Below are 24,204 nucleotides of genomic sequence, written 5' to 3' on the forward strand. Positions count from 1 at the left end.
GAAGTGACCCGCCTTTAGGTATCGTTTGTGTTGGTGGTTGTGGTCAAGTTCTTGCGTTTCTCCTTCGTCGATTTTGGCTCATGGGCCGAGCTGTTCTTGAATCGAAAGCTGTCGTTTCCTGTTTCAAGGATGTGGCAGTGATGGGTGAGCCGGTCGAGCAAGGCGGTCGTCATCTTGGCATCGCCGAAGACAGTGGCCCATTCGCTGAAGCTCAGGTTGGTCGTGATGATGACGCTTGTGTGCTCGTAGAGCTTGCTCAGCAGATGGAATAGCAGTGCGCCACCTGAAGCACTGAACGGCAGATAGCCAAGTTCGTCCAGGATGACGAGATCACATCGGAAGAGACGCTTGGCGATTTTTCCTGAATGTCCCTGCGCCTTTTCCTGCTCCAGGGCATTGACCAGCTCGACCGTCGAGAAGAAGCGGACGCGCTTATGGTGATGCTCGACAGCCTGGACGCCGATCGCCGTGGCAATATGCGTCTTACCAGTGCCAGGGCCGCCGATCAGCACTATGTTGTTGGCCTCGGTGAGGAAGTCACAGCGGTGCAACTGACGCACGAGTGCCTCGTTGATCTCGCAGTTTGTAAAATCAAAACCGCTCAGGTCCCGATAGGCCGGGAAGGCTGCAGACCTCAACTGATAGGCTATCGCCTTTACTTCCCGTTCTGTTGTCTCGGCTTTGAGCAGTTGTGAGAGGACAGGAATGATCGCCTCGAACACCGGCGCGCCTTGCTCGGTCAGCTCACCGACGGCCTGGGCCATGCCGTGCATCTTCAATTGTCGCAACATGATGACGATGGCGCCGCTTGCAGGGTCATGACGCATGACGGGCCTCCGTCTTTCTCAAAGTGTCGTAACGTTCGACATTGGCTTTCGGCTCATTGGTAAGCGTCAGGGCCTGTGGTGCATCGATAGTGGGTGGCGTGAAGGATTTGCCGTCGACAAGGCGATGAAGCAGGTTCAGCACATGAGTCTTGGTTGGAACGCCCGACTTCAGCGCCATGTCCACGGCCGACAGCACGGCCTGTTCATCGTGCTGCAGGACGAGCGCCAGGATGTCAGCCATCTCGCGGTCGCCACCCGGCTTCTTGAGCAGGTACTGCTGCAAGGTCCGGAACGCGTCCGGTAGCTCAACGAACGGCGCACCATTGCGAAGAGCGCCGGGCTTGCGCTGTACGACAGCCAGATAATGCCGCCAGTCGTAAATCGTCTGCCCCGGTCGGTCGTGGGAGCGATCGATGACGCGGTGATGCTCGCAGACGATCTGGCCTTCAGCAGCGACAACGACACGATCCGGATAGACCCGAAGGCTTACCGGGCGATTGGCGAAGGATGCGGGGACGCTGTAGCGATTGCGTTCCAGATGGACGAGGCAGGTCGGCGTGACACGCTTTGTATATTCGACGAACCCGTCGAACGGCCGGGAGACCGGCATTAATGCCAGAGCCTCCTCGGCCCAGATATCGGCAATAGTGCCGCGCATCTGGCCGTGTGGCGTCTTCGTCCAGAACTCCTTGCACCGAAGCTCAAGCCAGTCGTTCAGGGCTTCCAGCGATGGAAAGCGCGGAACAGGTTGAAAGAACCGATGGCGCGCATCCTGAACGTTCTTCTCGATCTGTCCCTTCTCCCAGCCCGAAGCCGGATTGCAGAACTCCGGCTCGAACATGTAGTGGCTGGCCATCGCCAGGAAGCGCACGTTGACGTCACGCTCCTTGCCACGGCCGACCTTGTCGACCGCCGTTCGCATGTTGTCGTAGATGCCACGGCCTGGAATGCCGCCGAAGACACGGAAGGCATGATTGTGGGCGTCGAACAGCATCTCGTGCGTCTGCAGGAGATAGGCCCGGACGATGAAGGCGCGGCTGTAGCTCAGCTTCGTGTGTGCCACCTGCAGCTTGGTGCGCTCGTTACCGATGATGGCCCAGTCCTCCGACCAGTCGAACTGGAACGCTTCGCCCGGCTCGAATGCAAGAGGCACAAACGTCCCGCGCCCTGTCGTCTGGAGTTCTCTCTGCTGGTCCGCCTTCCAATCCCGGGCGAAGGCTGCAACACGGCAATAGGAACCGTTGTAGCCAAGGCCCACCAGGTCGGCATGGAGTTGCTTCAGGGTACGCTTCTGCTTGCGGCCCTTCTTGGATTCCGCCTTCAGCCAGGCCGACAGCCGATCTGCGAATGGATCGAGTTTACTCGGCCGCTCCGGAACTTTGAACTTCGGCTCCACGCCGTTCAGGCGCAGGTATTTGCGGATGGTATTCCGGGATAGGCCGGTCCTGCGGCAAATCTCTCGGATCGATATGTGCTCGCGGAAATGCCAGCGTCGGATTACGTTTAGTAACGCCATGTCGATCACTCCAGAGCCCCCGCTGAAACCTCGCGAGGGATGATTGAAACATGGGTCAAATCTCAGTGATAATTTCTCGCTTTCCCGGGTCAGCTCTCAGTGCAAATCAACAGTCAGGCGAAGGCAGTATTGCCAAAGTGGATTCAGACGAGTTATCTTATTAGCAATTTTTCTTTAGTTTCTCACTGAGTACATTTTCTTGGCGATGCCGCACAATAACGAGGCCGGTTATTTTCTCCGCTTACCTCGCCGCCTCTCAGGCTGACTGGGTTGGCGCCGCGCCGATAGGAGTTATGACGTAGCCTTTATCAAAGGATAGCGCCCTGCTATCTGCCGCAGCACGGGCATGCCCGACACGCTGCCTGCCTTATCTGCCCAATCCAGGAAGGCGTGGATGCGGCGGGCGACCTTTTCGGGATGGTGCTGGCTGATGTCGGCGATGCGATGGTCCAAAAAGGGATTGAGGAAGCGGTCGAGTGTCGTTGCCACATAGGCTTTTGCCTCGTCACCCATGCCGTTTGCGGCAAAGCCGGGCAGTACTTCGCGTTCATAGAGAGTATCGAGCCTGACCCTTATCTCCTTGTCGGCCAATAAGGCGCGCACGGTTTCATCTGCCGGTCGGTCTTCACGCTGCCAGATTTCGGCAAGGAAGGTATGACCGAGATTGAGAATATGCAGTTTCAGGCGCTCGTAAGGTTCGAGATCGTCTGTCAGCACGATGCTTGGATGGTCACATGGCACGCGGACACCCGGCGCGCGTTTGATTGCCCACAGGGCATAAGGTTCCGCAACGGCGCCGATCGGCTCAATCGGCTCGGATACGATGCGATCGACCAGGGTTTCGGCGAAGGCGACATGGTCATCGAGCCAGGTATAGAATTCAGCCGTCACATCGTTGAGCCGGGCACAATCGATAATCGTCTGTTTCAAGACGCGGCCATTGCCTGTCATCAATTCGCAAGGAAGGATAACGAGGGGACGGCCGGAGGCTTGCCAGCGCTGGACGAGCAGAGCAGCAAGCTTGGCTGGGAAAGATCGCGGAACCTGCCCAGTCGTGCCAAAGCGGTCTTCCTCTGGCCATGTCTTGTAGCCGGTTTCGCCGGTATTGGAGATGACGAATTCGGCATCCTCGGCAAAATGCCTCGACAGCTCCTCCCAGTGTTCGATTGCTGAAAGACCGCGATCGACGCTGGTAACCTGTACGGTGCGATCGACGGGTTGCCCGTCCAACATGCCGCGGATGATGACGGGATAGCCGGCTGGATTGCCGAAGGCAGCGACGCGCCCGTTGCGGCTGCTGGCGCCTGAAACCTGAACGACGGTAATCGGGCCGGCATCCTGGCCGGATTGCCGTGCCTCGTGCACGAAGAATGCCGCATGCGCCTGGAGAAACCGGCTGGTGCCAAACTGGATGATCCGCGAGCTCACGCCAATGTCCTCATATATTCGATGTTGATGAATGAGATCGCCTGATTGGGGTAGCTTTCAAGCAATCTCCCTGAGATCTGTTTTCTATGGATAAAAAACAGCGAACCATCAGACAGTCAAATGTTTTTATGGGCGTGAACGCACGTTTGCGATGCGGCCACCTTCTCATGGAAGGCACGAGCTCGATTGCCTATTGAAGGAACCATCATGCACCGCTATCGCCGTCAGATTGGTGATTGACCATAGCCCTGCGGTGGATGATCCATCGCAAGCTACCGAATACGCATCTCGTCATGCATGGTTTCTCCTCGGTGCCTGAGGAGTTGCAGGAGATCATTAACAGATATGGCAGCCAGATGACGCCGGCCATGGCCGCACCGACGAAGCTCTGCAAGGAGCGCTTCGAACAGTTCGACGCGGCTGGTCACGCTTTGCACATCCAGCCTCTTTCCGTTGCCGAGATGGCCAAGCGCTACAAATCTGGTTCGCTCGACCCGGTTTTGTCTTAAAGCCGGGTGCTCAGCGTGCTGCCGGGCCTGCCGCCTGGCGCACGCTTTCTTCGCTTAGCGTCTGGCCGTGGAATTTCGACAGCGATGCGACGACATCGTCGATTTCCTTAGCCAGTCGCTGTGCGTCCCATTGCAGGGCCGCGGCGGCGATGGCGCCGATTTCGCGCAAGCCCTGGATCGTCAGCAGGCCTTCGATCGCCATGGTCGTGCGGCGGAAGACGATGTCGGACAGATGCACGATCATCTCCTGCCGCGCGATCCAATCGATCTCGAGTGCACTATGGCGCTGCGCACCGCTGATGCGCTGGCTGTCGCTATAGCCCGAAGGGCGAGTGAGGATTGCCGCCGCAGTCGTACCGTAGCGGCCGAGCAACTCATCCGCTCTGCTGGCTTCGACGCCGGCTTTCGCCGCAACCGATCTGATCCAGCTTGCACGCTCATTGGAGTTCACCGGGAAATCGCGCCCGCCCCCGATCGCAAGCCGCTGCGTGGATGTCTTGCGGCCGATTTGAAGGCGTTTCAGCACCGTATCGGCCACTTCCTCGGCAAAGCCGCGGAATGTCGTCCATTTGCCGCCGACCAGCGAGATGATCGGGAAGGGCCGTCCAGCCTGCGGCTCGAAGACGGGTGCGGAATGATCGCGGCTGATGAGGCCCGGCGAGGAGGCATCCGAGGCGGGCAGGGGGCGAATGCCGCTATAGCTATAGGTCACTTGGTCGCGGTCGAAACGGAGGCTCGGCAGAAGGGACCGTACGCTGTCGAGGAAATAATCGATCTCCGGTTCCTCACAGCGCACATTGTCTGGATCGTCGCAAGGAATATCGGTCGATCCCACAAGCGCTTGGCCCAGATAGCCGTAAACGAGGCAGATGCGGCCGTCATCGGCTTCGAAATAGATCATATGGCCGTTCAGGCTGCGCACCAGTTCCGGATGATCGAGCAGGATATGCGATCCCTTGGTGCCGCCGATCAGATGGGCCGGCGCGCCGAGAGCCGCGTTGACGTGATCGATCCAGGGGCCGGCGGCGTTGACCACGAGCTTTGGCTTCACGGAGAAGGCATAGCCGTCCGAACGCTGAAAGGTCAGCAGACCATCGGTAGCGGAAACAAGCCGCGTCGTATTGGCGGCCAATGAACCCTTGTTGGCTTCGAGCCCGTCATTGATCAATTCATAGACCAGCCGTTCCGGCCGGCTGATCTTGGCATCGTAATAGATGCCGCCGGCGACGATTTGAGGTGTGACATGCGGCATTTCCTTGAGAGCACGGCGCTTCAAAAGGAACCTGTGGCGCGGCATGACGCGGCTACGCGAACCGAAGAAGTCATAGAGCGCGAGCCCGATCTTGATAAGCAAGGCGCCGCGGCTGCGCGGGGCGGTGGTCGAGCCCGTCAGCGTCCGAAGAGCTGCCCAGATGCCGCGGGTCCAGGAGAAGATGGGCACGAAGGTCGGCAGTGCCTCGACGCAATGCGGCGCATTCTTGAGCAGAAGGTTCCGCTCGAGCGCCGATTGCGCGACCAGGCCAAACTCGCCTGTTTCCAGATATTTCAGACCGCCGTGGATCAGCCTGGATGGCGCTGCACTCGTTCCCGAGCCGAAATCTGACTTGTCGATGATCAGGCAGTTGACACCTTGCAGCGACAAATCGCGAAACAGCCCGGCGCCATTGACGCCTGCGCCGAGGATGACAACATCGACGTCTCCGTCTTGAAGTTGCGAGAAGCGTTGTTTCAGATCGGCGGCCATATCGGTCATAACATCATCGTCCTGCTGAACTGCCACGGTAGACCCTGTCTGCGCGGCACAATTTTCGGTCTAGCCTTGGGAGTGCTGGGTTGCGAGATCGCCGATCCGCGGCCAGAGCGGCGTCATCGCCTCGGCAATGTCGCGGAAGAGGTCGTAGCGGTTGCGATAATCGGCGCTGCGGGCGGAATCCGGATGATAGGTCCTGGCGATCTTGCCGACATCGCGCGGGTCGTTTTCAGGGCTGGGGTAGACGCCGATGCCGGTGCCGGCGCAAAGGGCGGCGCCCCAGGCTGCAGCCTCGTCGATTTCGGTGACGGTGACGGGCATGCCGAGTACGTCAGCAAACATCTGCACGACGATTGGATTGCGCGAGACACCACCTGCCAGCCTTGCCTGATCGAAGGAAAAACCGTCGCTTAGGGCGTCGACGTGAATCTTGTGGTTGAAGGCGATGCCTTCCAGAACGGCGCGTAGCATGTCGCCGCGATCATGCCAGCCACCAAGTCCGAAAAAGCTGGCGCTTGCCTCGGCGCCATAGGGGGAGCCGAAGAGGTAGGGGTGGAAGAGCGCGCTCGATGGTCGGTTGAATGCGGCCTCAATCTCGGGAGCAAGCACGGCATGGATGGACCGGCCGGCGGCCTCGGCACTTGCAATGTCACTGGCACAAAGCTTGTCCAGGAACCATTCGTAATTCGCCGACGATGCCGGCGAGATCGACATATTGTTCCATTGACCTGGCGCAATGGCATTGCGGCAGAACCAGCGCCCGTCGACGCGCGGCTCAGACGAGAGCGTCTCGTTGATCGAATAGGTGCCGGCAATGACGGCAACGACACCGGACGCATAGCCGCCGGCGCCAAGCGCAGAGGCGGTCACGTCATGCAGACCGGCAACGACCGGCGTGCCCTCGGCAAGGCCGGTCTGCTTCGCAACAGCTTCGGTCACATATCCCACAACCTCGTCGGATCGCGAGGCCGGCGGCAAGGCGCCAGTAACCTCGGGAATGCCGAAAAGCTTCAGCGCATCCGGGGAATAATCCTGGGTCGAAACATCGGTGAAGGAGGTGCTTGCCTCGGTCCGGTCTGTGCCGATGACGTCGGTCAGGCAGAAGCGCAGCCAATCCTTGCAGCTCAAGATATGGGCGATCTGGCCAAAACGCTCAGGCTCATTGGCTTTGATCCAGGCAAGCAGCGCCGATGGGGCCGAGACGTGCGGCAGTTGGCCGGTCAGCGACAGTGCCTCGTCGGCAAGCGGGCTTTTCAGCCATCGTTCCACGATCGATCCGGCACGGCTGTCGAGCGAGAGAATGGCGCGTCCGAGCGGCTTGCTTGCCTTGTCGAGCAGGTAGATGCCGTCGCCATGCGCAGTGGCGGCAATCGCCTGGATGTCGCTTGCCGGGCGGTTACTGAGCTTGATCGCCTCGGCAATGGCGTCGGCGGTCCGGCTCCAGAGCTCGTCCATGTCGCGCTCGACATGGCGCGCCTTCGGCATGAACTGGGTCACCCGGCGGCGCGCAACGGCAAGCGGCGTTCCGTCGATGTCGAAGACGACGGCCTTTGTGACGGTTAAACCGCTGTCAATTCCGAGCAGACTCGGCATTCCCATGACTCCTGATCATGAGCGACGAGAGGCGGCCCTTGCCGGGTTCAGCCTCAGGATCGCTCCTTGTCGCCTTTGGCGACGACCACATTGATATTCTTGTTGCGCATGCGCTCGAGATGGGCGGCAGGCGTCTTCTCGTCGACGATCACGACATCGAATTCGCTCAGATGCGCGAAACTATGCAGCGCCCGCCGCTCGAACTTCGTATGATCCATCAACAAGATGCGCTTGGCGCCGCTTTCGAACATCGCACGCTTGATATCGACGATCTCGGGCGACTGATGGAATACCACGTCGTCGATGATTGCCGACATCGAGATGAAGGTGACATCGGCCCGCAGCCGATTGATTTCGTTGATGGTCATCCGCCCCATGAAGGCATTGCACCAATTATAGTATTGCCCGCCAAGCGCCAGGAGCGTCACATCATGCATGTCCTTCAGCGCATTCATCAGCGTCAGCGAATTGGTGATCGCCGTCAGTGGAACCTTGGCCGGCAGCTGCGATGCCATCTGCAGGACGGTGGTGGAATCGTCGAGGAAGATTGCCTGGCCGGGCTCGATGAATTGCATGGCAGCCGCGGCGATCGTCTTCTTTTCACTCGCTTGCCGATTGGCGCGATAGACGTCGCTCGATTCGATCAGGCTGGTGGCTGCGGCCGATACGATGCCACGCGTCTTGCGAAACAGGCCTCGGCTGACCAGCTCATCGACATCGCGATGTGCCGTCATCAGGCTGATGCCGAAGCGCTCGGTCAGATCCTCGATGCGCATCGAGCCTTCCGCCATCACGGCTTCGGCGATCATCTGGCGCCTGGCGATCTGGCGCGAATGACGGCTGTCGCTCGGCAGCTCGTCTTGCAGGAATGATACGGGGCTTGTCTTGTCTGTCACTTTGGCCTCTGACGCTGAGCCTTGCGGAGATTGACTTGCTGCAGCGAACATTACGCTATGGAAAAAATTATAAAGAACAGTTCGCTATCAGGATTTCTGCAAGTTCTGTCTGATGTTCAGCCAGGGTGCCGCCGACTGCGGTCAAGGGATGGGGACGCCGGTTTCCGGCGCCCCCGATGTCATTACTCGGACAGAACGAAGGGTGCCGTGTACTTGTCGACATTGTCCTTGGTGATCAGGATGCAATCGAAAAGCTGCTTTTCGCTGGAGGCACCGGTCTTGCCGGTCTTGATGAAGCTGTCGGCCTGCTTGACGGCTTCGGCCGAGAAGGTGGCAACCGGCTGCAGGACGGTATATTGCAGTTCACCGGCCTTGATGGCGGCAACAGCATCAGGAGAACCGTCGAAGCCACCGACCTTGACGTTGGCAAGCTTGCCGGCTTCCTTGAGAGCGGCAATCGCGCCGAGCGCCATTTCGTCATTGCCGGAGATCACGCCGATAATGTCAGGGTGAGCCTGCAGGATCGACTGCATTTTGTTGTGGCCCTGGGTGCGGTCCCAGTTGGCGACTTCCTTGGCAACCTTCTTCAGGTCGGGATACTGGGTGAGAACGGTTTCATAGCCATTCGACCGGGTGGCGGCGTTGTTGTCGGAGGGCGAGCCGAAGAGTTCGGCGTAATTGCCCTTGTCGCCAACGGCTTCCACCCACTGCTGTGCACCGATGGCCGCACCCTGGGCATTGTTGGAAACGAGCTGAGCCTTGGCAAGGCCTTCCTGGTTGATTTCAGCGTTGACGAGGAAGACCGGGATGCCAGCGGCAACAGCCTTCTTGACTGCGCCGACGGAGCCGTCGGCGTTCGCCGGATCGAGGATGATGGCGACCGACTTGTTGGTGATGGCCGTGTCGATCAGGTTGCTTTCGGTGTTGGTGTCGCCCTTATGCGCGCCGACTGTTGCCGTGTAGCCGAGCTTTTCGGCGGTCGCCTTGGCGATGTTGCCTTCCGTCAGCCAATAGGGGTTGGACGGATCGTTGACGATGATCGTCATCTGCCCGGCGGCCCATGCGGCTCCGGTCAGAAGCGGTGCCACAGCAACTGCTGCCATGACGATGCGCAAACCTTTTTTGAACATTAGTCTCTCTCCCTTTTGATGAGCTCTGATGATGCCGGCGAACCGGCGGTCCTTTCTCCAATCGGAATTTCACCGATCGGTGACAAGTTCTGGTGCGGCGTCAGCCGGATTTGGTCCGGCGTCCGTATTGGATGCTGTTCATGAGCACGGCGAGCACGATGACCGCGCCGGTAAAGACCGTCTGCCAGTAGGCCGAAACACCGATGATGACGAGGCCGTCCGCCAGGAAGCCGATGACGAAGGCGCCAAGCATGGTGCCACGCACAGTGCCGCGGCCACCCGTCAATGCGGCGCCGCCGATGACCACAGCGGCGATCGCCGTCAGCTCATAGCTGGTGCCGGCGTTCGGACCGGCCGAGGTCAACTGCGAGGACAGGACGAGGCCGGCAATGGCAGCACAAATCCCCGACAGGACATAGACGGCGATTTTGACCTGCTTGACCGGAACGCCGGAAAGATCGGCTGCACGCTCGTTGCCGCCTGACGCATAGAGCCAGCGGCCAAAGGCGGTGCGGCTGAGAACGAGGCCGCAGATGACCGCAAGCACAGCAAGGACGATGACGCCGATCGGCACGCCGGCAAGACGGTTGAAGCCCAGCCAGTTGAAGCCGGTATTGCCGAGTTCTGGGCGGCCACCGAGATTATTGTAGGTAAGCCCGTTGGTCATCAGCAAGGCGATACCGCGGGCAACATAGAGTACGCCGAGCGAGGCGACGAAGGCTGGGACGCGCAGATAGGCGACGAGCACGCCGTTGACCGCACCGACGAGGCCACCGAGGATGCAAGTCAGTACCACGACGGCCCAGACCGGCGGATAAAGAATGACGCCAAAGCTCGACAGCGTGACGCCCTGCATCAGGAAGCCGGCGATACAGCCGGCAAGGCCGAGCGTCGAGCCGACGGATAGGTCGATGCCGCCATTCAAGATGACCAGCAGCATGCCGATAGCAAGAATGCCGAAGATCGCGACATGCGAGGCCATAGTCAGGAAGTTGCTGAGTGAGAAGTAATAGGGCGACAGGAAGGAGAAGACCGCGATGATGACGATCAGTGCGAAGAAGGCGCGCCCTTCCAGGATCAACCGCACGAGGCTGAAGTTTCGCCGCTGTCCGTTCGCAATTGGCTTTTTATCTGTGATGTTCGTGACTGACATAATCAGTGCTCCATGAATGCGGCTAGTGCGCGACCACTGCTTCGCCCGAGGCGGCCATGATCTTCTCTTTAGTGACGTCCGGACCGAATTCGGCAGAGATCTTGCCGCGGTGCATGACGATGATGCGATGGGCGATGCTGAGGCATTCGGCGACTTCCGACGTCGAATAGATTACCGCCAGACCCTCCTTGGCGCGCTCGGCAAGCAGCTTGAAGACCTCCGCCTTCGCGCCGATGTCGATGCCGCGGCTCGGCTCGTCGAGCAGGATCACGCGAGGATCGGTTGCCAGCATCTTGCCGATGACGACCTTCTGCTGGTTGCCGCCCGATAGCGAACCGATTGCCGCGTCGTCGCCATCGGTCTTGATATGGACTTTGCGAATGGAGTCGTTCACCAGCGTCCGCTCCCGGCCGCTCGAGGTAAAAAGACCCTTGGTAAAGGCGCCGATGCTGGCAAGCGAGAGGTTCGAGCCGACGGTCATCGTCTGAACGAGACCGTCGCGCTGGCGGTCTTCCGGCACCAGCACCAGCCCTTGCGCGATGCGGCCGGCAATGCTGAGGCCGCCGACATCTGTATCGCCGAGCAGGACGCGGCCGCCGCTCGACCGCAGCCGTCCCGCCACGCATTCGAGCAGCTCGGTACGCCCAGCACCCATCAGGCCGTAGATGCAGACGATCTCGCCGGCCCGAACCGCAAGCGACATGCGGTCGACGGCATTATAGGCAGCCCCCGACGGGCCTGGAACGGTGAGATTGTCGATCGTCAGCGCCGCGTCGCCGATTGTATGGCCGATCGGCGGGCTGCCGAGGTCGAAATTGTCGCCGACCATGTTGCGCACGATCCATTCGAGATCGATGTCCTTGCGTTCGGCATAGGCAGTCATGTTGCCGTCGCGCAGAACGACGGCGTGATGGGTGATCTGCAGCGCCTCTTCCAGGTGATGCGAGATATAGACGATCGATACGCCGCGGCTCGTCAAATCGCGAATGACCTTGAACAGAACCTCGACTTCGCTGGCGCTCAGCGCCGAAGTCGGCTCATCCATGATAAGAATGCGCGAATTGACCGACAGCGCGCGAGCGATCTCGACGATCTGCTGCTGGCCGAGGCGGAGATCCTCGACCGGGGTAAGCGGATCGATATTTTCTTCTAATTCCTCCATCAGCGCACGGGTCTGGCGCTCTTCCTCGGCAAAGTCGACCACGCCGCTCTTCATGATCTCGCGACCCATGAAGATATTGTCGCGGACGCTCAAGTTCGGCGCCAGACTCAATTCCTGGTGGATGATGGAGATGCCGCAGGCGCGAGCATGCGTGGAAGAGGCAAAGGAGATCGGGTCGCCATCGAGAATGATCTCGCCCGATGTCGGCTGGATGACGCCGGATAGGATCTTCATCAGCGTCGACTTGCCGGCGCCGTTCTCACCGAAGAGCGTGGTGACTTCGCCGCGTCGAATATCGAAATTGACGCCCTTCAGCGCATGGACGCTGCCATAGGATTTGGCGACGTTGCGGGCGGCGAGAACGACTTCGCCCGTGAGCGTGCCATTGTGCTGGACCTGGCTCATTTCACATCGACCTTTACCGGGGTGACGAGCCAGTTCTTCGGATTGATAAGCTTGAAAACGCCGACGACCGTCGCCGTCTTGCCGGTCAGCTTCTCCGGGTCCAGGCCACCGAGGGTCGCCTTCTTCATCTCGTTGTTGATGGCCGAGCCCGCGTCCTGATATTCGATCTGGTTAGTGAACTGGCCGAATTCGATCTTGCCTGTGGCGTCACGAAGATCGGTACCGTTGATCGCCGGACCCGTTTGGACGCGAACGGTGATGCCGTCAGGCATGCCGTCGACCTTGAACTCGTTGAGGTTGGCCTTGCGTTCGCCGAACGTGCCAGTGAGAGAGACGGGAAGAACGGGGCCGGTCGTGGTGGCGACGCCATACTTCACGCCGGCTGCCTTCTTGTCGGCGAGAACGGCAGTGGCGAGCGTCATCGCATCGACGGCGCGCTTTTCGACATCCGTCTGCACCTTCGGGAATTCCTCGACGCCATAGGCCTCCGGCTGGAAACCCTGCTCGCGCACGTCATGTGCCGAGCCGATCTTGACCACCTTGGTATCGGCGGCAATGGCGCCGATGACGATCACAGCTGCGGCGATGCCTACGGCGATCTTGAGCTTGGAGCCTGTCGGCTTGGCGGTTGCGTATTGAGCTTGCGTATTCATGTTCAAACGACCTTGGGCATGTCAGCCGGATTTCCTGATGGAGAATGGGAGAAAGTGCCGTGATCCGGCTTAACGGAAGCCCTGCTTTCGCGTTCGAACCATTGAGCGCTCCGCTTGGCTTCGGGCTGCGCCGTCACCGGAAAGGAAATTCAACATCGGGAGCCTCCTCAGCGTGCGGACGGCTGTCTCCTCCAGCGTCCATCTCGGGTTCACAATTGCCGCATCCATGCGACATTTGTGATATAAGTGTGTTAATTACTGCATTTCATATGTTATAAATCTTTGGGCGTGTCAACTGTGATCTAGCAAGCCCTGCATTCGATCGGCCTCCATGCATCTCAGCACTTCCTGTCTTTTCACCTCCGAGGCTTTTACTCCGCCGCCCTTGATTCGAAGTTCGAAGATCAATGTTGGTTCGACCCATTGGATATAAAGATATATCGATAATATATTGATATAATTGACAATTATGAACGGGTCGCCTTCAGATTCCAGATGACCTCCCTGATTCCGTCTTGGGGATCTTGATTGTTGATCTGTGCTCCTCCAGGGCATTGCAGCAGCTATTCCTCACTGCTGCCCGTCAACCAATCGTGCTCATTTTATATGAAAAAAATTACAAAGCCAGAAAAATATTACTGTAATAACGATATGATTATGTTATAAAGCCGCAAGCTGATTGATGGGTCGCGGCTATATGTCGGATCCGTTGCGTGGCTGGTGTCGGGTGCGCGCTGGCGCTTCGTTCGCGATCCTCCCTTTGGAATGGGGAGTATGATGGCGACGATAGGTGTGGCCTGGCTTAGATTATGCCCTTGGCCGCGTGGGGAGGAATGAAAATGTTTGTGATCTTTGCCGATGCCCCTGCCGCAGGGTGCAGCATGGTGGAGCTGGCTTGCAATGTCTAAGGGCGACAGGATCATCATCGGGATCGATGCGGGTACCTCGGTTTTGAAGGCGGTTGCCTTCGAATTGTCCGGCAGGCAGATCGCTTCCGCCTCGGCGCGCAATCGCTACGAGACGGGTGAAGACGGCTCGGTCACGCAGTCGCTCGGCCAGACATGGTCGGACTGCGTCAGCGCATTGCGCGGGCTTGGCGAAAAGGTCGACAACCTTGCGGCCCGAACGGCAGCGATCGCCGTAACGGGGCAGGGCGACGGCACCTGGCTTGTCGGTTCCGGCAATACTCCCGTCGACGACGCCTGGCTCTGGCTCGATGCCCGCGCCGCCTCGACGGTTACGCGTTTAAGTGCCACGGCTGGCAATCGCGCCCGTTTCGAGGCGACCGGCACCGGTCTCAATACCTGCCAGCAGGGTGCGCAACTCGCCCATATGGATCGCTTCATGCCTGAGCTTCTCGATCGGGCAGAGACGGCACTCCATTGCAAGGACTGGCTCTATCTCAATCTCACTGGCATCCGTGCAACTGATCCGTCCGAGGCAAGCTTTACATTCGGCAATTTCCGCAATCGCCAATATGATCCTGTTGTCATCGATGCGCTCGGCCTTGCCCGCCGGCGCTCGCTTCTGCCTGAGATCGTCGATGGAACCGAGATCAGTCATCCTCTGACGGATGCTGCAGCCAGGGCTGCCGGCCTGCTTGCAGGGACGCCGGTCTGCCTGGGTTATGTCGATATGGTCATGACGGCGCTCGGCGCCGGTGTGCGCACCGGCGGCCAGAACGCCGCCTGCTCGACGATCGGATCGACGGGCGTGCATATGCGTGCCAAGGCGGTGCCCGATGTCCAACTCAATGAAGAGGGAACGGGCTATGTCATTGCTTTGCCGATCCCGGGTATCGTCACGCAGGTCCAGACCAATATGGGCGCGACCATCAATATCGATTGGATTCTCAAGATTGCGGCCGATCTGATGTCTGCCGAGGGCAGCAAGGTTTCCTATTCCGACCTCATTCCGCGCATCGATGCCTGGTTTGCCGAGGCGCGTCCATCGAACCTTCTCTACCACCCCTATATTTCCGAGGCGGGCGAGCGCGGTCCCTTCGTCAATGCACATGCGCGTGCCGGTTTTACCGGGCTTTCGACGCGGCACGGCTTTGCCGACATGCTGAGGGCCGTGGTCGAAGGCCTCGGCATGGCAACGCGGGATTGCTACGCGGCCATGGGCGACATGCCTTCAGAACTACGCATCACCGGAGGGGCTGCCCGTTCGCGCGCGCTGCGGGGTTCGTTATCCGCAGCCGTCAAGGCGCCGGTGCGGATTTCGGATCGAGAAGAGGCGGGTGCCGCGGGTGTTGCGATGATGGCAGCCGTTGCGATCGGCGCTTATCAGGACATGGATAGCTGCATTGCTGACTGGGTGACGCCGCTGCTGGGTGACGCCGAGGCGCCTGATCCGGCAAATGTCGAGCGCTATGACCGCCTGTTCGATGCCTACAAGGACGTGCGTCAGGCGATCGCGCCGGCCTGGGACAAGCTGGCCCAGCACTAGCTGATACGGGGCCGGCTGGCGAGCGCGGCCCTTAAAGATTGAGTTGATGATGCCTCGGGCATCCCTAGGAGCATGACATGATGGAACCGGAAATCTTTGATCTTTTCGTGATCGGCGGAGGCATCAATGGTGCCGGCATTGCTCGTGATGCGGCCGGGCGTGGCCTTTCGGTAATGATGTGCGAGAAGGGCGACCTGGCGGAAGGAACGTCCTCGCGCTCCGGCAAGCTGGTGCATGGCGGCCTGCGCTATCTTGAATATTATGAATTCCGCCTGGTGCGCGAAGCTTTGATTGAACGCGAGGTGCTGTTGAACTCGGCAAGCCATATCATCTGGCCGATGCGTTTCGTGCTGCCGCACAGCCCCACGGACCGTCCTGCCTGGCTCGTGCGCCTCGGCCTCTTCCTCTACGATCATCTTGGCGGCCGCAAGAAGCTGCCGGGCACGCGTTCGCTTGATCTCAATCGTGATCCGGAAGGGGCTCCCATCCTCGACCAATATTCGAAAGGCTTTGAATATTCCGACTGTTGGGTTGATGACGCCCGGCTTGTCGTCCTCAATGCGCTCGATGCGTCTGCCAAGGGTGCGCAGATCCTGACGCGTACGGCTTGCGTCAGCGCGCGACGCGATCAGGGCAACTGGGTCGTTCAGATGCGCGACGAGCGTTCCGGTGACGTGCGCACCGTTCGCGCCCGTGTGCTGGTGAATGCAGCCGGCCCCTGGGTCAATGACATTATCGGCCGTGTCGTCGGCTCGAACAGTCAGCGCAGCGTCCGGCTCGTCAAGGGCAGCCACATCATCGTGCCGAAATTCTGGGCCGGCCAGCAGGCCTATCTGGTTCAGAACCACGACAAGCGCGTGATCTTCATCAATCCCTATGAGGGCGACAAGGCGCTGATCGGGACAACCGACATTCCCTACGAAGGCAAGCCGGAAGAGGTGAAAGCCGACGAGAAGGAGATCGATTATCTGATCGCGGCCGTCAATCGCTACTTCAAGGAAAAGCTGCGCCGTTCCGACGTGCTCGAAAGCTTTTCCGGCGTCCGGCCGCTGTTCGACGATGGCAAGGGCAATCCTTCGGCAGTCACTCGCGACTACGTCTTTGATCTCGACGAGACCGGCGGTGCGCCGCTCCTAAGCGTCTTCGGCGGCAAGATCACGACGTTCCGCAAGCTTTCCGAGCACGCCATGCAGCGGCTTGCAAAATTCTTCCCGAAGATGGGCGGCGACTGGACGCGGGGTGCCGTTCTACCGGGCGGCGAGATTCCGAATGCCGATTATGTCGCCTTCGCCGATACGCTGCGAGCCGCCTATCCGTGGATGCCGCGCGATCTCGTCAACCACTATGGTCACCTCTACGGCGCCCGCACGGAGCAGATCGTCGGCAATGCCGCGTCCCTCGCTGAGCTCGGCCGGCATTTTGGCGGCAATCTCTATGAAGCCGAAGTTCGCTATCTCGTCGCGTCCGAGTGGGCGCAGGCGGCCGAAGACGTGCTGATGCGCCGCACCAAGGAAGGTCTGCGCATGACGACTGAGCAGAAGGCGGCTTTCTCCGCCTGGTTCGATGCCGAGCTGGCGCTCGCCGCCTGAACCAACAGACCTTTCCGGGAGACCGTAAATGCCCCTGACGCTTTCACTCAACACCAATCCGCTGGTGAACCGTTTTGCCGAGCCTTCCGATCTCATCGAAACGGTTGCGCGCGATCTACGCATCCGCGACCTGCAGCTGACGCATGAATTCATCAATCCGAGCTGGCAGGCACCGACCATTCGCCGCCTGACGCGTGATATGCAGGCAGCACTGAAGCGGACGGGCGTTCGCGTGACGTCGGGCATGACCGGCCCCTACGGTCGTCTCAATCATTTCGGTCATCCCGACAAGGATGTACGACGCTATTATGTCGACTGGTTCAAGACTTTTGCCGATATCACTGCCGATCTCGGCGGCCATTCCGTCGGCACGCAGTTCGCGATCTTCACCTACAAGGACTATGACGATCCGGCGCGACGTGAGGAGTTGATTGAGATCGCGATCGACTGCTGGGGCGAGGTGGCGGAACACGCCCGGGCTGCCGGCCTCTCCTATATCTTCTGGGAGCCGATGAGCATCGGCCGCGAATTCGGCGAGACGATTAAGGCCTGCCTTTCCCTGCAGGACAGATTGACGAAGGCGCCCTTTGCGATACCCATGTGGATGATGGCCGATATCGATCACGGCGACGTCACCTCGTCCAATCCCGACGATTTTGATCCCTATGCCTGGGCGCGTGCGGTCCCGAAAGTCTCGCCGATCATCCACATCAAGCAGAGCCTGATGGACAAGGGTGGACATCGTCCCTTCACGGCGGAATTCAACGCCAAGGGCCGTATCCAGCCGGAGCCGTTGCTGAAGGCTTTTGCCGAGGGCGGCGCCAGGGACAATGAAATCTGCCTGGAACTCTCGTTTAAGGAGCGTGAGCCCAACGATCGCCAGGTCATCGCGCAGATTGCCGAAAGCATTGCCTTCTGGGCGCCTTATATCGACACGGGCGCTGGCGACTTGCATATCTAACCGCTGGAGTGGTCGAGTCCCGATTCCGCAGGCACCTTATTCTCCGAAGGGAGAGATTGCCGGAATCGGGAGTGTGCCGGAAAAGACAGGCGAGGGATTATGCAAAGGGAAATGAAAGGGATCGGTCGATGACGGATGCGGATGCTTCGCTCGCCGTGCGGGCAGCCTGGTTGCACTATGCCGGCGGACTGACGCAGTCCGAAGTGGCAAAACGTCTCGGCGTTCCCTCGGTGAAGGCGCATCGTCTGATCGCGCGCGCCGTTGCCGAAGGCGTCGTCAAGGTGACCATCGATGGCGATATCGTCGAATGCGTCGAGCTCGAGACGCAGCTCGCAGCGCGTTTCGGCCTGCAATATTGCGAGGTCGCGCCGGATCTTGGCGAAGAGGGCTTCGAATTTCGCGCACTCGGGCAGGCGGGTGCCGGCTTTTTGCGACGTGAGATCGAAGGCGGCAACAACAAGGTGATCGGCCTCGGCCACGGGCGGACGCTTTCGTCTGCCGTTCATCACATGGCGCGCGTCAGCGCCAAGGATTTGCGCTTCGTCTCGCTGCTTGGCGGGCTTACCAGAAACTATGCGGCCAATCCCTATGATGTCATGCACCGCATTGCGGAAAAGACCGGCATGCAGTCGCATGTGATGCCGGTGCCGTTCTTTGCCAATACGCGCGAAGACCGCGACGTGCTGCTTGCCCAGCGCGGCGTGAAGGAAGTCTTTGACCTCGCAAATGGTGCCGATCTCAAGCTCGTCGGTCTCGGCACGGTCGATACTGATGCCCAGCTCGTCTTGTCGGGCATGGTCGAGCCGAAAGAGATCAAGGAGATCACCGCGGCGGGCGGCGTCGGCGAAATTCTCGGCCATTTCTTTGATGCCGATGGCAATATCCTTGAGACCATGCTGACATCACGCACATTGTCTGCCTCTTTGCCGCGCACGAAGGGCGAGCGGCTGGTGGCGCTTTCCGGCGGGTTGCCGAAGGTCGAGGCCATCCGCGCGGTCCTCAAGAGCCGCTGTCTCTACGGTCTGATCACGGACGAGAAAACAGCGCGGGCACTGCTGAAGGACCAGATGTGATGTAGTCTGCGTGAAAACACGATTTCATCTCAATGTAACAACAGAAATGTTGAATTGTGAGACTTTGATGTTATATTCTTCCAAGTTCCATTTCGGGCCAATGGCCGGAGTGCAAGGTGAAACGCGAAGAGCGCCAGCAATCGATCATCAATCTGCTCGTAGAGCATAAGACCGTCGATCTCGACGATCTGGCCGATCGCTTCATCGTGTCCAAGATGACGATCCATCGCGATCTTGACGATCTCGAGCAGGCCGGTGTGCTGCGCAAGGTTCGCGGTGGTGCGACCATCGATGCCGGTACCCAGTTCGAAAGCGATTTCCGTTTCCGTGAGCGCCAGGGCCATGACGAAAAGCTCGCCATGGCGCGCGCAGCGCTCGATCTGGTCGAGCCCGGCATGACCGTCATGATCAATGACGGATCCATGGCGGCCGTTCTCGGTGAAATGCTGCTGCAGAAGAGGCCCCTGACGCTGATCACCAACAATGCCGCGATCATAGACCGTATGAAGAATGAAAGCGGCATCACGCTGATCGCGCTCGGCGGCGTCTATTCAGCCAAGTTCAACGCCTTTCTGGGCGTCGTCACCGAGGAGGCACTGTCGCGGCTGCGCGCCGATATCGCCTTCCTGTCGACGCCGGCCGTTTCCGGCAAGCTTGCCTATCACATGGACGATAATGTCGTGCGCACGAAGCGGGCGATGATTGCATCGGCCGCCAGGAGTTGCCTACTCGTCAACCATCAGCGCATCGGACATACGGCCCTGCATGTGATGGCCGATCTTGCCGATTTCGATGCCGTGATTACCGATCAAGCGCCTGATGCCGCCATTGTCGAGCAATTTCGCCGCGACGGCATCGTCCTTACCATCGCCTCGAACCAGGATATGACATGACAGAGAAGCCTCGCTATTGGATCGGCACAAGCTGGAAGATGAACAAGACGCTGGCCGAGGCGCGCGCCTTCGCGGAAGCGCTACGTGCCGCCGATGCCTTGCGCGATACGCGCATCCAGCGCTTCATCATTCCGCCGTTTACGGCCGTCCGCGAGGTCAAGTCGATCCTGTCGGAAAGCTCCGTCAAGGTCGGCGCCCAGAATATGCATTGGGCCGACCAGGGTGCCTGGACGGGGGAAATCTCGCCGCTGATGCTGAAGGATTGCAATCTCGACATCGTCGAACTCGGCCATTCGGAGCGTCGCGAGTTTTTTGGCGAGACCAATGAGACCGTCGGCCTGAAGACCGAGGCCGCCGTCCGCCATGGATTGATCCCGCTCATCTGTATCGGTGAGACATTGGCCGATCGCGAAAGTGGCTGCGCAGCGGAGATCCTGAGCGAGCAGGTCATCGGCGCTCTATCGAAGCTCTCGGATGGCCAGAAGCAGGCCGAAATTCTGCTCGCCTATGAGCCGGTCTGGGCGATCGGCGAGAAAGGGATCCCCGCCGAGCCTTCCTATGCCGATGCGCGCCAGGCCGAAATCATCGCGGTCGCGCAAAAGGCGCTCGGTCGAAAGATTCCATGCCTCTACGGCGGATCGGTCAATCCGCAAAACTGTGAAGAACTCATATCCTGCCCGCACGTAGACGGGCTTTTCATCGGCCGCTCGGCCTGGAACGTCGAAGGTTATCTCGACATTCTCGCCAAGTGCGCCGCCAAACTCTGAGGAGCATACAATGAAGCTTGCTATTGCTGGAGACAGCGCCGGCGAAGGCCTCGCCAAGGTTCTCGCCGATCATCTCAAGGATCGTTTCGACGTGAGCGAAATATCACGCACGCAGCAAGGCCCTGATGCGTTTTATGCCAATCTCGCCGACCGCGTCGCTTCCGGTGTCATCGACGGCACCTACGATAAGGCGATCCTCGTCTGCGGCACCGGCATCGGCGTCTGCATCTCGGCCAACAAGGTGCCGGGCATTCGCGCTGCTCTGACTCATGACACCTATTCGGCGGAGCGCGCCGCGCTCTCGAACAACGCCCAGATCATCACCATGGGCGCCCGCGTCATCGGCACCGAGCTTGCCAAGGCCATTGCCGACGCCTTCCTGGCGCAGACCTTTGACGAGAACGGCCGTTCGGCCGGCAACGTCAAGGCCATGAACGAAGTGGATGCGAAGTACAACGCCCGTTAAGGGCAGCTTTGGTTTGAAGCCGTGAAATCGAGTGGTGTGGCAAGCGTTGGCTGCATCGCGCGGCTTGGCGGATGGCTGCCTCTCAAACGAAATCAGCCTCCAAAAAAAACGGACGGAATCGCTTAAGTGATTCCGCCCGATATTATGTTGTGGTCCTGCCGCTGCATCGTGGGTCGGCGGCGTGCGACCGGATGCGTCAGGCAGCTGGTGCCAATGGTTGCGTGGCCGCCTGGTGGCGCGCCCAGGCAATGCCGTCGTCAAGTGAGGTCGCGCGGTAGGCCAGATCGGTACCGCCGGAAAATGCGGCCATGAACCGACGTATCTTGCCATAGCTATTGTCCAGCACCGCGTGCGGCCGTCCAAGCAGGATCGAGCAGATGTGGACATGCAACCGGTCTGTGACGATCGCCCGGCCACGAGAGATCTGACGGATGCCGCGCCGCAGTCGGTTATGCGCCGCCGCGTCGAGTTTGCGCAGCCGTATCTCTGCCGGCTTAAGGGTCAGCAAAGCCGTTGCCGCGCCGAACGCCTTGGAGATGCGCACACGCTTGGCGGATTCAGTCGTCCAGTCCTCCTTCGGAATATCGGGATAGGCAGAAAAATTGGCATCTCCCACCTTCTCGAGATCGGATCGCAGCATGGCCAGCACCGGAAATTCCGGTTCGTCCGGCTGGATCGTTCCAATGCTGAAGGCCATATCCGGGCAAAGACGCACTTCGCAGTCGAAGTGCTTATGGGCAAACTCCTTCGATTCTTCGTCGCGTACCAGCAATACGAAGTTCTTGTGGCGTCCGATGACGCGAGCACTTTCCTCGATCCGCGCCTGAGACTTGTAATGGATGGATTGCGGGAACTGGATCACCTGCCGATTGGGGAAGCGCTCAAGCACCCGTTCGCGAAAGTCCTGATGCGCATCCCAGATGTCGCCGAAATTGCCGCCGCCATGGATGAAGATCGGGCCTGTCGGCATGGTACGCTCGAGTTGCTCGGGCGAAAAATCGTCGATCCGCGAGACATAGGTCGGCCGCTTGCCATATCGCCTGTTGAGATAGGCCATTTCGCCCAGCCAAATGGCGGAGTCGCCGCAATTGCGGATGTCAGGAAAATCGAGGATTGCCAGAGGCTCATCATTGCTGACGTAGTCTTTCAGGCAATCGTGGATCATGTTGTCCAGTTTCGCGATCAGCATTTGATTTGATTGTAATGTCATTTCCCCATTCCCCCGTTTAGATGACAGGTCAGTCTCGGCCGACATCGGCCGCATGTTTTCAGGCAGGACGAAGTTTCGGCAGCACCTTGCCGATGATGTTGCGAACCTCCGTTTCAGGACCGGCCGGCCGCTTCATCACCGTCCACAGCAGGAGTGTCGAACCGCAATAGAGCAGGCCACCGAGCAGGATCAGGATTGCGAGGTGTGTGACGAGCACGAGTTTGTCGTCCGTGTAGGCGAGATGACTTGAAGCGAGCGAAACGCCTGCTGCCATCACGGCCACGCTCGCGAGCGCCCGAAGGTTCACCGACAATTGCTTGGCGACACTGATGCCGGTGAAGCGGCGTACGAGCATCATGTTGACGAAGGTACTGAAGAGGCCGGTGAATACGCGGCCGGCGATGACGCCTGGAAGTCCGTAGAGGATGAGGCCGCCGATCATGATCGGCACGCGCAGGCAGAACATCTGCGTGTCGCGAAGGAAGAGCACGCGCGTCTCGCCCTTTGCCATGCCGAGCGGCTGCACCAGGGAGCCCAGCGTCTGCAGTGCGAAGACAGAGGCGAGTGACTGGATGATGAAGATGACCGGCGTCCATTTGTCGCCAAGCGCGAGCCTGACCAGCGGATCGGCAGTCACTGCAACGCCGATGCCGGCCGGAAGGGCGACGGCGGCAACCAGTGCCTGCACACGCTGATAGGCGGCGGCAAGCCTGCCGGGATCATTGTGAATGCCAGCGAAAGCCGGATAGATCGTCTGGGTGAGGGGCGCTGTCGCCTCCCGCGTCGGCATCATGGCAAGGTTGCTTCCGACCGAATAATAGCCGAGCTGGATGCCGCCGAGCATCTTGCCAACAAGCAGATAGTCGAAGCGCCAGTTGAGCGTGCTGACGATCTGGCCGGCGGTAAGCCAGGCCGAGAAGGAGAAGAATTCCCGCATGTGCTGGAAGGTGATCCTCGGCCGGAACGGCAGAACGAGATAGGAAACGATGACATTCGTCGCCTGACTGATCAGCGTGCCGACGACCAGTGCCCAATAGCTTTGATAGATGATCGCGATCGCAACCGAGGCGACAAAGCCGGCGAACTTCTGCGAAACGGCGAGCACGAACTCCTGCCAGAAGATCAGATCGCGTTGCAGCATGATGCGGCGGGGATTGGTAAGGCCGCCCATGAGCATGCTGATGCCGAGAGCGAACATGACGCCCGTCAGCCTCGGCTCGTTGAACAGGGCGGCCGCCGGATAGGCAAAGATTGCAAAGAGGATGCAGATCGCCAGTCCGCGCGCGGCATTCAGCGTCCAGGCCGCGCTGAAATGCGATTCATCCGGCGCGTCATGGCGGATCAGCGCCTCCGAAAGGGAAAGTTCGGTAATGGTCGTGACGATCATGAGGATCGTCATGCCGAGAGCGACCACGCCGAAGTCGGCAGGCGCCAGGTAGCGGGCCAATACGAAGGTGCTAAGCGTCGCAAGCCCGTTCACGATGGTTCGAGACAGACTTAACCACATACTTCCCTTGACGAGCCGTCCCGTGATGCTGCTCATACGATACTGAAGTCCCACTGCGCTGTGATGCGACCTCTTAACCGCACAGATTTTCCGTGCCGTACCAACGTCTTAGAGCTGGAACGGCTGCGCAAAATTATGCAGAATTATATGGTCACTGTGGATGGGGCGGACCCCGGCGTCTCAGCGGGAACTAGTTCAGCGAATCCTTAAGTCAACATTTTCGGTTCATTTTCGCGTCAGTTTTAATTCATTTCCGCATCATTTT

The 24,204-nt window shown here is 59.5% G+C and carries 19 protein-coding genes and 1 pseudogene; 8 read left to right on the forward strand and 12 right to left on the reverse strand.

All coding sequences use genetic code 11. The features are described from left to right. Positions 1-14: 14 nt before the first annotated feature. The 3 genes from istB to AC13Q5_RS29770 all read right to left on the reverse strand — a co-directional run bounded on the left by istB (position 15) and on the right by AC13Q5_RS29770 (position 3,771). Positions 15-827 carry an IS21-like element helper ATPase IstB gene (gene istB, locus AC13Q5_RS29760; protein WP_488504129.1) on the reverse strand — a complete coding sequence of 271 codons (813 nt, stop codon included), beginning with the start codon at positions 825-827 and terminating at the stop codon, positions 15-17. Further along, positions 817-2,343: an IS21 family transposase gene (istA, locus tag AC13Q5_RS29765; protein WP_488504130.1), complete on the reverse strand. Its 1,527-nt coding sequence runs from the start codon at positions 2,341-2,343 to the stop codon at positions 817-819. The genes istB and istA overlap by 11 nt, the downstream gene beginning before the upstream one ends. A 291-nt stretch (positions 2,344-2,634) precedes the next feature. After that, a complete protein-coding gene (locus tag AC13Q5_RS29770; RefSeq protein WP_488504131.1) occupies positions 2,635-3,771 on the reverse strand; it encodes a mannitol dehydrogenase family protein in 1,137 nt (378 codons plus the stop codon). A 260-nt stretch (positions 3,772-4,031) separates the two neighbouring features. Here AC13Q5_RS29770 and AC13Q5_RS29775 point away from each other — a divergent pair. Next, a pseudogene (locus AC13Q5_RS29775) lies at positions 4,032-4,280 on the forward strand (fructose-1,6-bisphosphate aldolase); the annotation flags it as partial. A 10-nt stretch (positions 4,281-4,290) separates the two neighbouring features. Here the strand turns inward: AC13Q5_RS29775 and AC13Q5_RS29780 are convergent. From AC13Q5_RS29780 to AC13Q5_RS29810, 7 genes are all read right to left on the reverse strand, one after another. Continuing rightward, entirely contained in the window at positions 4,291-6,033 is a 1,743-nt protein-coding gene (locus AC13Q5_RS29780) for a glycerol-3-phosphate dehydrogenase/oxidase (RefSeq protein WP_488504132.1), read from the reverse strand. A 60-nt stretch (positions 6,034-6,093) separates the two neighbouring features. After that, a complete protein-coding gene (locus AC13Q5_RS29785; RefSeq protein ID WP_488504133.1) occupies positions 6,094-7,623 on the reverse strand; it encodes an FGGY-family carbohydrate kinase in 1,530 nt (509 codons plus the stop codon). Between the two features lie 53 nt (positions 7,624-7,676). Further along, positions 7,677-8,432 (reverse strand): DeoR/GlpR family DNA-binding transcription regulator, encoded by a 756-nt coding sequence (locus AC13Q5_RS29790; RefSeq protein WP_425298718.1) that lies wholly within the window; start codon positions 8,430-8,432, stop codon positions 7,677-7,679. A gap of 269 nt (positions 8,433-8,701) precedes the next feature. After that, positions 8,702-9,649, reverse strand: a complete 948-nt coding sequence (locus tag AC13Q5_RS29795) for a D-ribose ABC transporter substrate-binding protein (RefSeq protein ID WP_075855832.1) — start codon at positions 9,647-9,649, stop codon at positions 8,702-8,704. 100 nt (positions 9,650-9,749) lie between these two features. Then, positions 9,750-10,802 carry an ABC transporter permease gene (locus AC13Q5_RS29800; RefSeq protein WP_075855833.1) on the reverse strand — a complete coding sequence of 351 codons (1,053 nt, stop codon included), beginning with the start codon at positions 10,800-10,802 and terminating at the stop codon, positions 9,750-9,752. 22 nt (positions 10,803-10,824) lie between these two features. Beyond that, the gene (locus AC13Q5_RS29805) at positions 10,825-12,369 is read right to left on the reverse strand and encodes a sugar ABC transporter ATP-binding protein (RefSeq protein WP_488504134.1); all 1,545 of its coding nucleotides are present in this window, start codon (positions 12,367-12,369) and stop codon (positions 10,825-10,827) included. Then, positions 12,366-13,022, reverse strand: coding sequence for a DUF2291 domain-containing protein (locus tag AC13Q5_RS29810; RefSeq protein ID WP_488504135.1), 657 nt, complete (start codon positions 13,020-13,022; stop codon positions 12,366-12,368). The genes AC13Q5_RS29805 and AC13Q5_RS29810 overlap by 4 nt, the downstream gene beginning before the upstream one ends. A 900-nt stretch (positions 13,023-13,922) precedes the next feature. Between AC13Q5_RS29810 and AC13Q5_RS29815 the strand changes: the two genes are divergently transcribed. The 7 genes from AC13Q5_RS29815 (at position 13,923) to derI (ending at position 21,222) form a co-directional block, all read left to right on the forward strand. Continuing rightward, a complete protein-coding gene (locus AC13Q5_RS29815; RefSeq protein ID WP_488504136.1) occupies positions 13,923-15,473 on the forward strand; it encodes an FGGY family carbohydrate kinase in 1,551 nt (516 codons plus the stop codon). Between the two features lie 77 nt (positions 15,474-15,550). Then, positions 15,551-17,062 carry a glycerol-3-phosphate dehydrogenase gene (locus AC13Q5_RS29820; RefSeq protein ID WP_457880573.1) on the forward strand — a complete coding sequence of 504 codons (1,512 nt, stop codon included), beginning with the start codon at positions 15,551-15,553 and terminating at the stop codon, positions 17,060-17,062. Positions 17,063-17,090: 28 nt separating this feature from the next. Next, positions 17,091-18,023: a sugar phosphate isomerase/epimerase family protein gene (locus tag AC13Q5_RS29825; RefSeq protein WP_488504137.1), complete on the forward strand. Its 933-nt coding sequence runs from the start codon at positions 17,091-17,093 to the stop codon at positions 18,021-18,023. 128 nt (positions 18,024-18,151) lie between these two features. Next, positions 18,152-19,096 carry a sugar-binding transcriptional regulator gene (locus tag AC13Q5_RS29830; RefSeq protein ID WP_075855838.1) on the forward strand — a complete coding sequence of 315 codons (945 nt, stop codon included), beginning with the start codon at positions 18,152-18,154 and terminating at the stop codon, positions 19,094-19,096. A 116-nt stretch (positions 19,097-19,212) separates the two neighbouring features. After that, positions 19,213-19,989, forward strand: a complete 777-nt coding sequence (locus tag AC13Q5_RS29835) for a DeoR/GlpR family DNA-binding transcription regulator (RefSeq protein WP_457880575.1) — start codon at positions 19,213-19,215, stop codon at positions 19,987-19,989. Further along, the gene (locus AC13Q5_RS29840; protein ID WP_488504138.1) at positions 19,986-20,756 is read left to right on the forward strand and encodes a triose-phosphate isomerase; all 771 of its coding nucleotides are present in this window, start codon (positions 19,986-19,988) and stop codon (positions 20,754-20,756) included. The genes AC13Q5_RS29835 and AC13Q5_RS29840 overlap by 4 nt, the downstream gene beginning before the upstream one ends. A 10-nt stretch (positions 20,757-20,766) precedes the next feature. Then, positions 20,767-21,222 (forward strand): D-erythrulose-4-phosphate isomerase, encoded by a 456-nt coding sequence (gene derI / locus AC13Q5_RS29845; protein WP_488504141.1) that lies wholly within the window; start codon positions 20,767-20,769, stop codon positions 21,220-21,222. Positions 21,223-21,418: 196 nt separating this feature from the next. On the opposite strand, the gene AC13Q5_RS29850 is transcribed toward derI, so the two are convergent. Together AC13Q5_RS29850 and AC13Q5_RS29855 are read right to left on the reverse strand one after the other, a co-directional pair. Next, positions 21,419-22,432, reverse strand: coding sequence for a polysaccharide pyruvyl transferase family protein (locus AC13Q5_RS29850; protein WP_488504142.1), 1,014 nt, complete (start codon positions 22,430-22,432; stop codon positions 21,419-21,421). A 58-nt stretch (positions 22,433-22,490) separates the two neighbouring features. Next, on the reverse strand, positions 22,491-23,975 hold the full coding sequence (locus AC13Q5_RS29855) for a lipopolysaccharide biosynthesis protein (protein ID WP_457880578.1): 1,485 nt from the start codon (positions 23,973-23,975) through the stop codon (positions 22,491-22,493). Between the last annotated feature and the right edge of the window lie 229 nt (positions 23,976-24,204).

The sequence above is a fragment of the Martinezella sp. CNPSo 3964 genome (assembly GCF_057784375.1).